Source organism: Streptomyces tamarix, from assembly GCF_032423885.1.
Taxonomy (GTDB): Bacteria; Actinomycetota; Actinomycetes; order Streptomycetales; family Streptomycetaceae; genus Streptomyces; species Streptomyces tamarix.
This window is the reverse complement of sequence record NZ_JAWCTQ010000020.1, coordinates 1-15803: the sequence shown is the minus strand read 5'-3', so window position 1 is coordinate 15803 and position 15803 is coordinate 1. Positions and strand designations below refer to the sequence as shown.

The window sequence follows — 15803 nt, the reverse complement described above, 5'->3', positions numbered from 1 at the left end:
CAGGCGGATCTCCAACCCGCCATCGGCCCCCCACAGCTTCTTCACGACCCGCCCGGACCGGCGCGTTCCGGGCCGTCGGGCGGGCCGCCGGGCAGCCGTCAGATGCGGGCGAAGGCGCCCTCGATGATGTCCAGGCCCTCGTCGAGCAGGTCCTCGCCGATCACCAGCGGGGGCAGGAAGCGCAGCACGTTGCCGTACGTGCCGCAGGTCAGGACCAGCAGGCCCTCGGCGTGGCAGGCCTTCGCCAGCGCGCCGGCGGCCTCCGGGTTCGGCTCCTTGGTCGCCGGGTCCTTCACCAGCTCGATCGCGATCATCGCGCCGCGGCCGCGGATGTCGCCGATGATCTCGTACTTCTCCTGCATGGCGGTGAGGCGGCCCTTCATGACCTCCTCGATGCGCTTCGCCCTGCCGTTGAGGTCGAGCTCCTTCATCGTCTCGATGGCGCCGAGCGCACCGGCGCAGGCCACCGGGTTGCCGCCGTAGGTGCCGCCCAGGCCACCGCCGTGCACCGCGTCCATGATCTCGGCGCGGCCGGTGACGGCGGCGAGCGGCAGGCCGCCCGCGATGCCCTTGGCGGTGGTGATCAGGTCCGGGACGACGCCCTCGTCCTCGCAGGCGAACCACTGGCCGGTGCGGCAGAAGCCGGACTGGATCTCGTCCGCGACGAAGACGATGCCGTTGTCCTTCGCGAACTGCGCGATCGCCGGCAGGAAGCCCTTGGCCGGCTCGATGAAGCCGCCCTCGCCGAGGACCGGCTCGATGATGATCGCGGCGACGTTGTCCGCGCCGACCTGCTTGCTGATCTGGTCGATGGCCTGGGCGGCGGCCTCGGGGCCGCAGTTCTCCGGGCCGGTCGGCCAGCGGTAGCCGTACGCCACCGGCACGCGGTACACCTCGGGGGCGAACGGGCCGAAGCCGTGCTTGTACGGCATGTTCTTGGCGGTCAGCGCCATCGTGAGGTTCGTCCGGCCGTGGTAGCCGTGGTCGAAGACGACGACGGCCTGGCGCCCGGTGTGCGAGCGGGCGATCTTCACCGCGTTCTCGACGGCCTCGGCACCGCTGTTGAACAGCGCCGACTTCTTGGCGTGGTCACCGGGCGTGAGCTCGGCCAGCGCCTCGCAGACCTCCACGTACCCCTCGTACGGCGTGACCATGAAACAGGTGTGGGTGAAGTCCGCCAGCTGCGCGGAGGCGCGACGCACGACGGCCTCGGCGGAGGCGCCCACGGAGGTCACAGCGATGCCGGAGCCGAAGTCGATCAGGCGGTTGCCGTCGACGTCCTCGATGATGCCGCCGCCCGCGCGGGCGGTGAACACCGGGAGCACGGAGCCGACGCCACCCGCGACGGAGGCGACGCGGCGGGCCTGAAGCTCCTGCGACTTCGGGCCGGGGATGGCGGTGACGACGCGGCGCTCCTGCGGAATTTCGGTCATGCGGGGCTCCTGGGGGTGCTTACGGACGCTATGTCTCTACTTTCCCCCGCAGGCTAGGCCCGGGCGGGGCCCCCGGGCATGCGCCGTTCGGGAGTGGTGCGGCCGGTGCCGTTGTCCGCGGCGGACATAGCGTCGCCCCGGTGCCGTTCGCGTCCGCGTCGACCGGCCCCAACACCCCGTACGGGCACTAGATTGGCCGGTGCGCAGACGCGCGCGGCCTGGCAGCTCAGGGGGCAGGGATTGATGGACAGGGACGGTACGTCGTACGAGGCACGGGGCGCCCACGCCGGCCCGGTCCCGCACCCGGCCGGTCCGCCACCGCAGCCGGCCGCCCCGCCGCCCCGCCCGCCGGCCCCGCCCGCGCCGCGCCACGCGCCCGGGTCCCCGGGCGGGACGTCCGTCGCGGACTGGCTGCGCACCCCGCGCCCCGAGGCCGAACCCGGCGTGTGGCGGTTCGGCCACCGCCCCCGCCCCCAGGAGGAGCCCGAGCGCGTCCCCGCCCGGCGGCTCCTCGCCGGCGCGCTGATCTCCCTGCTCAGCGGCTGGCTCCTGTGGTCCCTCCTGTGGAACGGCTACCTCGGCCACTACTGGCTGTGGCCCCTCCTCGTCCTCACCCCGGACTCCTGGCGCCACGAGCCGTCCACCTGGGCCACCGCCAGCTACGTCTACTACGCGCTGGTCGGCGGCGGCCTCCTCGTCTTCTTCGCCCGCGTCGGGCACGTCCCGGAGATCTTCCGCCGCTACGCCCGCCGCTCCCGCGCCACGGCCGCCCCGCCCCCGCCGCCCCGCCACGGCGCCGACCCCGCCGACTGGCCCGAGCTGCGCGCCGCCGGCCTGACCGCGGTCGCCGACCGGCTCGCCGAGGCCACCCGGGCAGGCGCGCTCGGTGACGTGGACTACGCCCGCATCCAGCGCGCCTGGCACGGCGTGCGCACCCACCCCGACCGGCTCGCCGCGTTCGCCGAGGCGGTGCGCGCCCAGGGCCCCGCCGCCTGCGCCCACCCCTCCGGCGAGCGGGACCTCCCCGTCCGCACCGCCACCCACGACCTCGCCACCGGCCAGGTCCGCATCGGCACCGCGGCCGACCACCCCCGCAACCCGTACGCCCGCCGCACCACCGGCGTCGCCCTCGAACCGGCCCTGCTCGGCACGTCCCTCCTCGCGGTGGGCCCGGCCGCCTCCGGCAAGACCGTCCGGCTCGTCCGGCCCGTCACCGAGTCGCTGTGCCTCCAGGCCCTTGCCAACCGCGCCGCCGTCGTCGCCGTCACCGCCCAGGGCGCGCCGCTCGCCCCGGACGCGGCGTTCGACGTCGTCATCGCGGTCGGCCGGCCCGGCGCGCGGCACGACCTCGACCTGTACGGGGGCGCCGACGACCCCGACGAGGCCGCCCGCACCCTGGCGGAGGCCCTGGTCGGCGACCTCCTTCCGGACAGCCGCCGCGCCGCGACCGCGCTGGCCCAGCTCATCGGTCCGTACCGGGCCGCGTACGGCCGCTTCCCCGCCGTGCCGGAGCTGCGCGAACTCCTCGGCGGCGCCCCGCGGGCCCTCGCGGAGCTGCGCGCCGCCGTCGCCGGGGACCCCGCGCAACTGCGCGAGCTGGACGCCCGGGCGCGGCAGGCCGAACGCGGTGACGACGTCGCCGTCCTGCTCGCGGAGCGCGTCGCCTTCCTGGACCGCCCGGCCTTCGCGGACTCCTTCCGCACCGGCGGCGAGGGCCGCCGCTTCTCGCTGCGCGCCATCGAGCACCCGCTGCGCGTCCGCGTCGACCTGCCGGAGCGCGGCCACGCCGAGGCGTCCCGGATCGTCGCCCGGCTGCTGCTCGCCCAGTTCACGGAGGCCGCGCTCGCCCGCGCCGACCGGTCGCTGTTCGCCTGCCTCGTCCTGGACGACGCGACCGACACGATCACCGCCGACTCCGTCCGCGCCATCCAGCGGCTCCGCTCCGCGCACGCCGGCGTCGTGCTGTCGCTGCGCACCCTGGAGGACGTACCGGAGGCGCTGCGCGGGCCGCTGCTCGGCGCGGTCGGCTGCCGGATGGCGTTCGCGGGACTCGCGCCGTGGGACGGCGGCAGGTTCGCGGAGGTGTGGGGCACCGAGTGGGTGCAGACGCGGGACGTCACCAACCGCCAGATCGTCTCCGACGAGCCGCTCACCAAGGCCGTGCACTTCATGCGGCGCCTGGTCACCGGCCGCGCCGCCACCGCCGAGGCGGTCACGGTCCGGGAGGTCGAGCGGCAGCGCTGGTCGGCGTCCGAGCTGGCGCACGGGGTGCCCGCCGGGCACGCGGTGCTGTCGGTCACCGGCGTCCGCGGGGAGCACGCGCCGCCGCTGCTGGTCGATCTGCGGGGGTGAGCCGCGCGACGTGGGGCGCAGTCGTACGCCCTGGCAGAATCGAAGGGAGCCGTTCATACGGGACGGCGAAAAGTCGCCACCCCCCACGTCCCCTCCCGAAGGCCCGCCGGTCCCATGCCGCTCACCCTCGCCTCGCTCGTCCAGCACTCCGCGCTCAAGCTCGTCGTGCGCGCCGGCGCGGACCGCCTCGACACGCCCGTCCGCTGGGCCCACGTCAGCGAGCTCGCCGACCCCGTCCCGTACATGGAGGGCGGGGAGCTGCTGCTCACCACCGCCATGACGCTCGACGCCGAGGACGGCGGGGCGATGCGCCGGTACGTCCGCCGGCTGGCCCGGGCGGGGGTCGTCGGGGTCGGCTTCGCGGTCGGCGTGAACCACGACGAGATCCCGCCGGCCCTGCTGGAGGCCGCCCGCGAGGAGGGGCTGCCGCTGCTGGAGGTGCCGCGCCGCACGCCGTTCCTCGCCATCTCCAAGGCGGTCTCCGCCGCGCTCGCCGCCGACCAGTACCGGGCCGTGACCGCCGGGTTCGAGGCGCAGCGGGAGCTGACCCGGGCGGCGCTCGCCGAGGGCCCCGACGCCGTGGTGGCCCGGCTCGCCGCGCACGTCGACGGCTGGGCGGCGCTGTACGACGCGTCCGGCGCCGTCCTGACCGCCGCGCCCGACTGGGCGGCGCGACGGGCCGCCCGGCTCACCCCGGACGTGGAGCGGCTGCGCGAACGGCCCGCCCCGGCCAGCGCCGTCGTCGGCGGCACCGACGACCGGGTCGAGCTCCAGTCGCTGGGCACCGGGCGGCGCGTGCGCGGCGCGTTGGCGGTGGGCACGGGGGCCCCGCTCGGCACGGCGGAACGGTACGCCGTCCACTCGGCGGTCGCCCTGCTCACCCTCACCACGGAGCGGTCGCGGTCCCTGCAGGCCGCCGAGCAGCGCCTCGGCGCGGCGGTGCTGCGGATGATGCTCGCCGGACAGCCCGACCACGCCCGCACGGTCGCCGGGGACCTGTACGGGAGCCTGCTGGACGCCCCGTTCCGGCTGCTGATCGCGGAGGCGGCGGGCGACTCGGACCCCGCCGCCGAGCCGCCGCTCGCCGCGCTCGCCGACACGCTGGAGGCGGCCGCCGCCCGTGCGGGGGAGGCCGTGCTGACCGTCCCGGAGGGCGAGGACCGGCTGGTCGTCCTGGCCGAGGACGGGGGAGCGGTGGTCACCGCCTGCGACGCGTACGCCGCCCGCGAGGCCGACGACGCCGGCGCCGTCATCGGCCTGTCCGCCCCGGCCGGCCCGATAGCGGCCACCACCGCCTACAAGCAGGCCGAGCAGGCCCTGTCGGTGGCCCGCCGGCGGGGCCGCGCCCTCGTCGAGCACGAGGAGCTGGCCACCGGCTCCCTCCTGCCGCTCCTCGCGGACGACGCCGTACGGGCCTTCGCGGACGGCATGCTGCGGGCGCTGTACGAGCACGACGCGACCGGCCGCGGCGACCTGGTCGCCTCCGTCCGCGCCTGGCTCTCCCGGCACGGCCAGTGGGACGCCGCCGCGGCCGACCTGGGCGTGCACCGCCACACGCTGCGCTACCGGATGCGGCGGGTCGAGGAGATCCTGGGCCGCTCCCTGGACGACCCGGACGTCCGCATGGAGCTGTGGCTCGCCCTCAAGACGACGGGCGACCGGCCGCCGGCGTACGACCAGCCCAGGAAGAAGTAGGGGAAACCCCCCGCCAGCCGTGATAACCACGGTCGCCTGCCCGGAACCGGGCAGATTCTTTGCCGATCGCGCGCAAGATCCATACTCTCCTGCTCATGACAACCGCGCGCATCAGCGGCACCGTGTGGGCCGCGCTGGCGATCGTGTACCTCGTGTGGGGCTCCACCTACCTCGGCATCCGCATCGTCGTCGAGACCCTCCCTCCCTTCCTCTCCGCCGGCGCCCGCTTCGTCGTCGCCGGACTGCTCCTCGCCGCGCTGCTCGCCTGGCGCCACGGGCCCGGCGTCCTGAAGGTCACCCGGGCCCAGCTCGCCTCCACCGCCGTCGTCGGCCTGCTGCTGCTCCTCGGCGGCAACGGCCTCGTCGTCCTCGCCGAGACCTCCGTGCCCTCCGGCCTGGCCGCCCTCCTCGTCGCCGTCGTACCGGCCTGGGTGGTCGTCCTGCGCACCGCGTTCGGCGAACGCCCGGGGACCTTCGCGTACGCCGGCGTCCTGCTCGGCCTCGCCGGGCTCGCCGTCCTCACCCTCCCCGGCCTGAGCGGCGACGTCCGCATCGGCGGCGTCCTCACCGTCGTCGCCGCCACCCTCATGTGGTCCGCGGGCTCGTTCTCCTCCTCCCGCGTGCCCATGCCCCGCAACCCGTTCGCCGCCAGCGCGTACGAGATGGTGGCCGGCGGCCTCGGCTGCGCCCTCGTCGGCCTCGCCCGCGGCGAGCAGCGCGGACTGGACCCGGCCGCCGTCTCCGCCCGCTCCTGGGCCGCCCTCGCCTACCTGGTCGTCTTCGGTTCGCTGCTCGCCTTCACCGCGTACGTCTGGCTCCTCCACAGCGCCCCGGTCTCCCTCGTCGCCACCTACGCCTACGTCAACCCCGTCGTCGCCGTCCTCCTCGGCTGGCTCGTCCTCGACGAGGCGCTGACCTGGCCCATCGCCCTCGGTGGCGCCGTCGTCGTGGCCGGCGTCTGGCTGATCGTCCGCGCCGAACGGCGCACCGTACCTGCCGAACCGGCGGAGCCGGAGCCGCTACCGCTCCACGGCGGACAAGTCCCCAGCCGTCCGTCCGGGCCTACCGTGTGAGCTGAGCGCCGAGCGCGTGCGCCAGACACCCCATTACTCGGAAAGGGCCGGGACCGCGATGACTGCCACCCACGCCTTCTGGCTCGCCGGCCGCCAGGCCACCGGCGAGACCACCTTCGACGTCACCTCCCCCTGGGACGGCCGCCTCGTCGGCCGGGTGAGCGTGCCCACCGAGGCCCAGGTCGAAGAGGCCGTGGCCGCCGCCCACGCCGTGGCCGACGAGTTCGCCGCGACCCCCGCGCACGTACGCGCCGCCGCCCTCGACCACGTGTCGAAGCGGCTCGCCGAGCGCACCGAGGAGATCGCGCGGCTCATCACCGCCGAGAACGGCAAGCCCCTCAAGTGGGCCCGCGGCGAGGTCGGCCGTGCCCTGTCCGTCTTCCGCTTCGCCGCCGAGGAGGCCCGCCGCTTCAACGGCGGCGAGGCCCAGCGCCTCGACACCGACGCCGGCGGCACCGGCCGTCTCGCCCTGACGCGCCGCTTCCCCAAGGGCCCCGTCCTGGGCATCGCGCCGTTCAACTTCCCGCTGAACCTGTGCGCCCACAAGGTCGCCCCGGCCATCGCCGTCGGCGCCCCGATCATCCTCAAGCCGGCCCCGGCCACCCCGCTCTCCGCCCTCCTCCTGGGCGAACTGCTCGCCGAGACCGACCTGCCCGCCGGCTCCTGGTCCGTCCTGCCGGTGTCCAACGACCGCATGCCCGCCCTCGTCCAGGACGAGCGCCTGCCGGTCATCTCCTTCACCGGCTCCGACAAGGTCGGCTACGCCATCCAGCGGTCCGTGCCGCACAAGCACTGCACGCTGGAGCTGGGCGGCAACGCCGCGGCCGTCGTCCTGGCCGACTGGTCCTCGGAAGAGGACCTGGACTGGGCGGCGAGCCGCATCGCCACCTTCTCCAACTACCAGGGCGGCCAGTCCTGCATCTCCGTCCAGCGCGTCATCGCGGACGCCTCCGTCTACGACCGGCTCGTCCCGAAGATCGTCGCCGCGGTCGAGGCGCAGGGCACCGGCGACCCGGCCGACGAGTCCACCGACGTGGGCCCGCTCGTCAGCGAGGACGCCGCCAAGCGCGTCGAGGCGTGGGTCGACGAGGCCGTCGAGGGCGGCGCCACCCTCCTCGCCGGCGGCAAGCGCGAGGGCGCCAGCTACGCCCCGACCGTGCTGGCCGACCTGCCGGCCGACACGACCCTCGCCCACGAGGAGGTCTTCGGCCCGGTGCTGACGCTCCACAAGGTGGACGGCGAGGCCGCCGCCTTCGCCGAGGTCAACAACTCCAAGTTCGGCCTCCAGTCCGGGGTGTTCACCCACGACCTGCGCACCGCGTTCCGCGCCCACCGCGCGCTCGAGGTCGGCGGCGTGATCATCGGCGACGTCCCGTCGTACCGCGCCGACCAGATGCCGTACGGCGGCGTCAAGCAGTCCGGCGTCGGCCGCGAGGGCGTCGCGTACGCCATGGACGACTACACGTACGAGCGGGTGCTGGTCCTCACCGGTCTGGCCCTGTAACCCGGTCACTCGTACGGCCGAGCCGACGACCGGAGCCCACTGTGCGGGGGCTCCGGTCGTCTTTTCGTACCCGCCGTAATCGGGTAACACGGACGAGTAGCACCGACCGGTAGGACCACCGGCCGGCCACCCCCGACCCGCGGTGAGGTGAGCCCCCATGCCCGGCCCGCACCACACACCCAAAGTCTCCGAGCGCGAGGCCCGGCAGGTCGCCGAGGCCGCCCGCCAGCAGGACTGGCACAAGCCCAGCTTCGCCAAGGAGCTGTTCCTCGGCCGCTTCCGCCTCGACCTGATCCACCCCCACCCGCTGCCCCCCGCCGAGGACGTCCAGCGCGGCGAGGAGTTCCTGGCCAAGCTGCGCGACTTCTGCGAGACGGAGATCGACGGGGCCCTCATCGAGCGCGAGGCCCGCATCCCCGACGCGGTGATCGACGGCCTCAAGGAGCTCGGCGCGCTCGGCATGAAGATCGACACCAGGTACGGCGGGCTCGGCCTCACCCAGGTGTACTACAACAGGGCGCTCGCCCTCGTCGGCTCCGTCAGCCCCGCCGTGGGCGCCCTGCTCTCCGCCCATCAGTCGATCGGCGTACCGCAGCCGCTGAAACTCTTCGGCACCCCGGAACAGAAGGAGGCGTTCCTGCCGCGCCTCGCCCGCACGGACATCTCCGCCTTCCTCCTCACCGAACCCGACGTGGGCTCCGACCCGGCCCGTCTGGCCACCACCGCCGTCCCCGACGGCGACGAGTACGTCCTCGACGGCGTCAAGCTGTGGACCACCAACGGCGTCGTCGCCGACCTGCTCGTCGTCATGGCCCGCGTACCGAAGTCCGAGGGCCACCCCGGCGGCATCACCGCGTTCGTCGTGGAGGCCACCTCCGAGGGCGTCACCGTCGAGAACCGCAACGCCTTCATGGGGCTGCGCGGCCTGGAGAACGGCGTGACCCGCTTCCACCGGGTCCGCGTTCCCGCCGCCCACCGCATCGGCCCCGAGGGCGCCGGCCTGAAGATCGCCCTCACCACCCTCAACACCGGCCGCCTCTCCCTGCCCGCCATGTGCGCCGGCGCCGGCAAGTGGTGCCTGAAGATCGCCCGCGAGTGGTCCGCCGCCCGCGAGCAGTGGGGCAAGCCCGTCGCCCACCACGAGGCGGTCGGCACGAAGATCTCCTTCATCGCCGCCACCACCTTCGCCCTGGAGGCCGTCCTCGACCTGTCCAGCCAGATGGCCGACGAGGACCGCAACGACATCCGCATCGAAGCCGCCCTCGCCAAGCTGTACGGCTCCGAGATGGCCTGGCTCATGGCCGACGAACTGGTCCAGATCCGCGGCGGACGCGGCTACGAGACCGCCGCGTCCCTCGCCGCCCGCGGCGAACGCCCCGTCCCCGCCGAGCAGCTCCTGCGCGACCTGCGCATCAACCGGATCTTCGAGGGCTCCACGGAGATCATGCACCTGCTGATCGCCCGTGAGGCCGTCGACGCCCACCTCGCCGTCGCCGGCGACATCATCGACCCCGACAAGACCCTCGGCGACAAGGCGAAGGCCGGTGTCCAGGCCGGCGCCTTCTACGCCCGCTGGCTGCCCCGGCTGGTCGCCGGCCGCGGCCAGCTCCCCACCGCGTACGCCGATTTCCACCCCAAGGGCCGCCCCGACCTCGCCCAGCACCTCCGTTACGTCGAGCGGGCCTCCCGCAAACTGGCCCGCTCCACCTTCTACGCCATGTCCCGCTGGCAGGGCCGCATGGAGACCAAGCAGGCGTTCCTCGGCCGGATCGTCGACATCGGCGCCGAACTCTTCGCGATGAGCGCCTCCTGCGTGCGCGCCGAACTGCTGCGCACCAACGGCGACCACGGGCGCGCCGCCTACGAACTGGCCGACACGTTCTGCCGCCAGTCCCGGCTCCGCGTCGAGGAGCTGTTCGGCCGCCTCTGGGGCAACACCGACGACGTCGACCGCCACGTGGTCGAGGGGGTTCTCGCCGGCCGCTACGCCTGGCTGGAGGAGGGCGTCCTCGACCCCAGCGGCGACGGCCCCTGGATCGCCGACGCCACCCACGGACCCTCCACCCGCGAGAACGTCCACCGCCCCGTCCGGTGACCGCGCCGGTGCGGCGCGCGGCCCGTCGCCGGGCGGGCGGACGGCCCGCCCGGCGAACCGGCGCGCGACGGCGCCGGGACCGTCAGATGTCGATGACCCGGTAGGCGATGGTGTAGACGCCGCCGGACCCCTCGAGCGAGCGGTACTGGACCTCGGCGCCCGCCTCGCTGCCGGTGACGAGCGTCGAGCCCAGCTTGTCGTCGCCGCTCGTCGTGTCGTCGTCCCACAGCGTCATGGTGCGGGCCTGCTGCTTGCCGAGGACGAGGGCCGCGTTGCCGTTCCCGTCCGTCATCGACCGCACGTAACCCGGGCCCATCGTCTGGTACTTGAGGCTCCCGGGCCACACCTTGACGGCGTTGCCGTTGGCGTCGGTGACCTTCAGGTAGGCCTCGTCGTGATCGCCCTCGCTCTGCTGGTGGCAGGTCAGCTCCAGCAGTTCGATGCGGACGTAGTCGATCGGTTCGGCCTGCGCCGTCCCGGCGAACCCGGCGACGCCGGCGAGCGAGACGAGTGCGGCCGCGGCCGTTCGAGCGATTCCACGCATGGTCGGTTTCCCCCTTGGGTGATGTGGTGGCCCCGCGTCGTCCCGCGGGGCCCGTGCCTTCCCCCGGCACACCTCCACCCTGCCCGGCGGCACCGGCCCGCATCTACGCGCGTTCCGCTGAGTGGAACGCCCACGCGCGCCCTCACGGCCGCACCTCGACCCCCGCCCGGGCCAGCGCGCGGGAGACGGCGCAGGCCGCCTCGGCGACCCGGTCCGCCACCACCTCCAGCCGCTGGCCCGCCTCGACCATCGCGGCCACCGCCCCCACCACGGCCCCCGCCGGGGACCGCACCGGCAGCGCGGCGCAGCAGACCCCCGCCACCACTTCCTCCCGGTCCAGTACGGCGCCGCCGCGCACCGGGCCGCGCAGCGCCTTGCCCAGCGCCGTGTCCAGCGAGAACGCCTCGCCGTCACGGACCGGTACGAACGGCTCCACCCGGCCGGGCACCGAGCACACCGTCAGCGCCCGCTCCTCCCGCAGCACCGCCAGCAGCACACTGCCCCCCGTGGCGGCCCTCAGCCGGTGCAGGGGCAGGCGCCCCGCCGCCCGCAGCCCCGGGTGCGGCTGCCACCCCTGGCCGAGCCGGTAGAGCTGCGCGCCCAGCCGATAGCGCGGACCGCGGCGCTCCACGGCCTCCAGGGCCACCAGTTGCTCCAGCAGCCGGTGCGCCGTGCTCTTGGGCATCCCGCACGCGGCCGCCAGCTCGGTCACCCCCGCCTCGCCGCCGTGCCGCCGAAGGGCGTCCAGCAGCGCGAACGCCCCCTCCAGCACCCCGCGTCCCCTGCCCGCCGTCCGTGCGCGTACGGCTGTGTCCATGGCATCCCCCCGGATGACGTGACCCGGCCGCGTCCCTCGAGCGACCGCGCGGCCCCGGCCCTTGTGTCCGCGCACATGTTCCTCGGATCGGCGCGCCGGGTGAAACATTTCCGACGTGTCGCCCGCACGCCCCACGGGACGCGCCGCCCCGCCCGCGTCCGCGGGACGCGCCGTTCCCCCCGCACGCCGCCGGGCGCTGACCACCCCCTGAGACACGAGGCGCCCGCCCGGCCCCACCCGGCAGGATGGGCGCCGTGACCGTCATCGACATACCCGGCTCCAAGTCCGTCACCGCCCGTGCCCTGTTCCTCGCCGCGGCGGCCGACGGCACCACGACCCTCCTGCGCCCCCTCGCCTCCGACGACACCGAGGGCTTCGCCGAGGGCCTGAGCGCCCTCGGCTACGAGGTCGAGCGCACCCCCGGCGCCTGGCGCGTCACCGGCCACCCCGACGGGCCGCCCGCCGCCACCGCCGACGTCCACTGCCGCGACGGCGCCACCACCGGACGCTTCCTGCCCGCCCTCGCCGCCGCCGGTCGCGGCGACTTCCGCTTCGACGCCTCGCCCCAACTGCGCCGCCGCCCCCTCGGCCCGCTCACCCGGGCCCTGCGCGCCCTCGGCGCCGACCTGCGCCACGAGGAGGCGGAGGGCCACCACCCGCTGCGCATCGCCGCCGCCGGGATCAAGGGCGGCGACCTCACCCTCGACGCCGGGCAGTCCTCCCAGTTCCTCACCGCGCTGCTGCTGCTCGGCCCGCTCACCGCCGAGGGCCTGCGCATCACCGTCACGGACCTCGTCTCCGTGCCGTACGTGGAGATCACCCTCGCGATGATGCGCGCGTTCGGCGCCGAGCCCGTCCGCGACGGCGACGTCTTCACCGTCCCCCCGACCGGCTACCGCGCCACCACCTACGCCGTCGAGCCGGACGCCTCCACCGCCAGTTACTTCTTCGCCGCCGCCGCCCTGACCGGCCGCGAGGTCACCGTCCCCGGCCTCGGCGCCGGCGCCCTCCAGGGCGACCTCCGCTTCACCGACGTCCTGCGCCGCATGGGCGCCCACGTCGAGACCACCGCCGACGCGACGACCGTGCGCGGCACCGGTCGCCTTCACGGCCTCACCGCGAACATGCGCGACATCTCCGACACGATGCCCACCCTCGCAGCCCTCGCCCCCTTCGCCGACGGGCCCGTCCGCATCGAGGACGTCGCCAACACCCGCCTCAAGGAGTGCGACCGCCTCGACGCCTGCGCCGACAACCTCCGTCGCCTGGGCGTCACCGCCACCACCGGCCCCGACTGGCTGGAGATCCACCCCGGCACGCCCCGGCCCGCCGAGATCGCCACCCACGGCGACCACCGCATGGTCATGTCCTTCGCCGTCACCGCGCTGCGCGCCCCCGGCATCACGTTCGACGACCCCGGCTGCGTGCGGAAGACGTTCCCCGGCTTCCACGAGGCGTTCGCCCGGTACCGCGACGCCACGGACTGACGCCCTCCGGAAGTGGCCACCCGGGGGAGCCGGTCAACGCAGGAGCCGGATGCGGCAAGAATGGGGGCATGAGCGACAGCCCAGCACCCCTCGCCGACCCGCACATCGCCTTCGATCCGGCCGAAGGCCGCCGGGACATCGTCGTCCTCGGCTCCACCGGGTCCATCGGCACCCAGGCCATCGACCTGGTGCTGCGCAACCCCGACCGGTTCCGCGTCACCGCGCTCTCCGCCGCGGGCGGCCGGGCCGGGCTCCTCGCCGAGCAGGCGCACCGGCTGCGCGTCCGCACGGTCGCCGTGGCCCGCCAGGACGCGGTGCCCGCGCTGCGCGACGCGCTGGCGGAGCGGTACGGCTCCGAACCGCTGCCCGAGATCCTCGCCGGCCCGGACGCCGCCGCCCAGCTCGCGGCGTCCGACTGTCACACGGTGCTCAACGGCATCACCGGTTCCATCGGCCTCGCCCCGACGCTCGCCGCCCTCGAAGCCGGCCGCACCCTCGCGCTCGCCAACAAGGAGTCGCTCATCGTCGGCGGACCCCTGGTCAAGGCCGTCGCCAAGCCCGGTCAGATCATCCCGGTCGACTCCGAGCACGCCGCGCTGTTCCAGGCCCTCGCCGCGGGCACCCGCGCCGACGTCCGCAAGCTCGTCGTCACCGCGTCCGGCGGCCCGTTCCGCGGACGCACCCGCGCCGAGCTGGCCGAGGTCACCCGCGAGGACGCCCTCGCCCACCCCACCTGGGCGATGGGCCCGGTCATCACCGTCAACAGCGCCACGCTCGTCAACAAGGGCCTGGAGGTCATCGAGGCCCACCTGCTGTACGACATCCCGTTCGAGCGCATCGAGGTCGTCGTCCACCCGCAGTCGTACGTGCACTCGATGGTGGAGTTCACCGACGGCTCCACCCTCGCCCAGGCCACCCCGCCCGACATGCGCGGCCCCATCGCCATCGGCCTCGGCTGGCCCGAGCGCGTCCCGGACGCGGCCCCCGCCTTCGACTGGTCCACGGCGTCGACCTGGGAGTTCTTCCCGCTCGACACGGAGGCGTTCCCCTCCGTCGACCTCGCCCGGCACGTCGGCGGGCTCGGCGGCACGGCCCCCGCCGTGTTCAACGCCGCCAACGAGGAGTGCGTCGACGCCTTCCTCGCGGGCCGGCTCCCCTTCACGGGCATCATGGACACGGTCACCGAGGTCGTCGCCGAGCACGGCACACCCGCCTCGGGAACCCCGCTGACGGTCCCGGACGTCCTGGAAGCGGAGACCTGGGCCCGTGCCCGGGCCCGCGAGCTGGCCGCCAAGGCCGCCGGGACGACCTCGGAGGTCCGCGCATGACCGTACTGCTGACGATCCTCGGCATCGTGCTGTTCGCCGTCGGACTGCTGATCTCCATCGCCTGGCACGAGCTGGGCCACCTCTCCACGGCCAAGCTGTTCGGCATCCGCGTGCCCCAGTACATGGTCGGCTTCGGTCCGACGCTCTGGTCCCGCAAGAAGGGCGAGACGGAGTACGGCATCAAGGCCATCCCCATGGGCGGCTACATCCGCATGATCGGGATGTTCCCGCCCGGCGAGGACGGCCGCATCGAGGCCCGGTCCACCTCCCCGTGGCGCGGCATGATCGAGGACGCCCGCTCGGCGGCGTACGAGGAGCTGCAGCCCGGCGACGAGGAGCGGCTGTTCTACACGCGCAAGCCGTGGAAGCGCGTCATCGTCATGTTCGCCGGGCCGTTCATGAACCTGGTCCTCGCCGTCGCGATCTTCCTCGGCGTCGCCATGTCGTTCGGCTTCGCGACGCAGACGACCGAGGTCGCCGGCGTGCAGAAGTGCGTCATCGCGCAGAGCGAGGAGCGCGACACGTGCGCCAAGGGCGACAAGGAGTCCCCGGCCCACGCCGCCGGGCTCAGGGAGGGCGACCGCATCGTCGCCTTCAACGGCGAGCCCGTCGCCGACTGGGCCGCCCTGTCCGCCCGCATCCGCGACACGATCGGCCCCGCCACGGTCACCGTCGAGCGCGACGGCCGGCAGCTCGTCCTCCACCCCGTGCTCGAGAAGAACATGGTGGTGAAGAAGGACGCCGACGGCGAGGCGGTCCCCGGCGAGTACGTTCCCGCCGGCTACCTCGGCTTCGCCGCCAAGACCGAGATCGTGCCGCTCTCCTTCGGCCAGTCCGTGGACCGCATGGGCGGCATGATCGAGGACGGCGTCCACGCCGTCGTCGCGCTCCCCAGCAAGATCCCCGACCTGTGGGACGCCACCTTCGGCGACGGCGAGCGCAAGGCCGACTCCCCGGTCGGCATCGTCGGCGCCGCCCGCATCAGCGGCGAGGTGATGAACCTCGACGTGCCGACGCAGAACATCATCGCGTCGTTCCTGCTGGTGCTCGCCACGTTCAACCTGTCGCTGTTCCTCTTCAACATGCTGCCCCTGCTGCCCCTCGACGGCGGCCACATCGCGGGCGCCCTGTGGGAGTCCGCGCGGCGGCACCTGGCGAGGCTGTTCCGCCGCCCCGACCCGGGCCCCTTCGACGTCGCGAAGCTGATGCCGGTCGCGTACGTCGTCGCGGGCGTCTTCATCTGCTTCACGGTGCTCGTGCTCCTCGCCGACATCGTGAACCCGGTGAAGATCTCGTAGCCCGCGCCACGCGGGCGGGCGGACCCCGGGGGAGCGGCCGGACGCGGACGCGTCCGGCCGCTCCCCCGGCGGCACACCCCGCCGCGATGTGCTGGTGCGAGCATGCCACCTGTAATCTCGGAGCCTGGAGCCCGCCGATGTCGGGGCCTCGATCCATACCTTGGGGTTGCACAGCAG

Annotated in this window: 11 protein-coding genes; 8 read left to right on the top strand and 3 right to left on the bottom strand. The window is 74.5% G+C overall.

What is annotated here, in order from left to right; translation table 11 throughout:
• Positions 1-98 precede the first annotated feature (98 nt).
• Positions 99-1433, bottom strand: coding sequence for a 4-aminobutyrate--2-oxoglutarate transaminase (gene gabT / locus RND61_RS17315; RefSeq protein WP_315878880.1), 1335 nt, complete (start codon positions 1431-1433; stop codon positions 99-101).
• Between the two features lie 243 nt (positions 1434-1676).
• Between gabT and RND61_RS17310 the strand changes: the two genes are divergently transcribed.
• The 5 genes from RND61_RS17310 to RND61_RS17290 all read left to right on the top strand — a co-directional run bounded on the left by RND61_RS17310 (position 1677) and on the right by RND61_RS17290 (position 10152).
• A complete protein-coding gene (locus RND61_RS17310; RefSeq protein WP_315878879.1) occupies positions 1677-3785 on the top strand; it encodes an ATP-binding protein in 2109 nt (702 codons plus the stop codon).
• Positions 3786-3899: 114 nt separating this feature from the next.
• Complete coding sequence (locus RND61_RS17305) at positions 3900-5480, top strand: PucR family transcriptional regulator (RefSeq protein ID WP_315878878.1); 1581 nt, start codon at positions 3900-3902, stop codon at positions 5478-5480.
• A gap of 95 nt (positions 5481-5575) precedes the next feature.
• Complete coding sequence (locus tag RND61_RS17300) at positions 5576-6553, top strand: EamA family transporter (protein ID WP_315878877.1); 978 nt, start codon at positions 5576-5578, stop codon at positions 6551-6553.
• Between the two features lie 58 nt (positions 6554-6611).
• Entirely contained in the window at positions 6612-8057 is a 1446-nt protein-coding gene (locus RND61_RS17295) for an aldehyde dehydrogenase family protein (RefSeq protein WP_315878876.1), read from the top strand.
• Positions 8058-8214: 157 nt separating this feature from the next.
• Positions 8215-10152 (top strand): acyl-CoA dehydrogenase family protein, encoded by a 1938-nt coding sequence (locus RND61_RS17290; protein ID WP_315878875.1) that lies wholly within the window; start codon positions 8215-8217, stop codon positions 10150-10152.
• A gap of 82 nt (positions 10153-10234) precedes the next feature.
• Here the strand turns inward: RND61_RS17290 and RND61_RS17285 are convergent, their stop codons facing one another.
• Both RND61_RS17285 and RND61_RS17280 read right to left on the bottom strand, forming a co-directional pair.
• Positions 10235-10696, bottom strand: a complete 462-nt coding sequence (locus RND61_RS17285; protein WP_315878874.1) for a hypothetical protein — start codon at positions 10694-10696, stop codon at positions 10235-10237.
• A 142-nt stretch (positions 10697-10838) separates the two neighbouring features.
• A complete protein-coding gene (locus RND61_RS17280) occupies positions 10839-11513 on the bottom strand; it encodes a helix-turn-helix domain-containing protein (protein ID WP_315878873.1) in 675 nt (224 codons plus the stop codon).
• A 254-nt stretch (positions 11514-11767) separates the two neighbouring features.
• Here RND61_RS17280 and aroA point away from each other — a divergent pair, with 254 nt between their 5' ends.
• From aroA to RND61_RS17265, 3 genes are all read left to right on the top strand, one after another.
• Positions 11768-13000, top strand: a complete 1233-nt coding sequence (gene aroA / locus RND61_RS17275; RefSeq protein WP_315878872.1) for a 3-phosphoshikimate 1-carboxyvinyltransferase — start codon at positions 11768-11770, stop codon at positions 12998-13000.
• 68 nt (positions 13001-13068) lie between these two features.
• Positions 13069-14328, top strand: coding sequence for a 1-deoxy-D-xylulose-5-phosphate reductoisomerase (gene dxr, locus RND61_RS17270; RefSeq protein WP_315878871.1), 1260 nt, complete (start codon positions 13069-13071; stop codon positions 14326-14328).
• Positions 14325-15626, top strand: a complete 1302-nt coding sequence (locus tag RND61_RS17265) for a M50 family metallopeptidase (protein ID WP_315878870.1) — start codon at positions 14325-14327, stop codon at positions 15624-15626. The genes dxr and RND61_RS17265 overlap by 4 nt, the downstream gene beginning before the upstream one ends.
• The last annotated feature ends 177 nt before the right edge of the window (positions 15627-15803 follow it).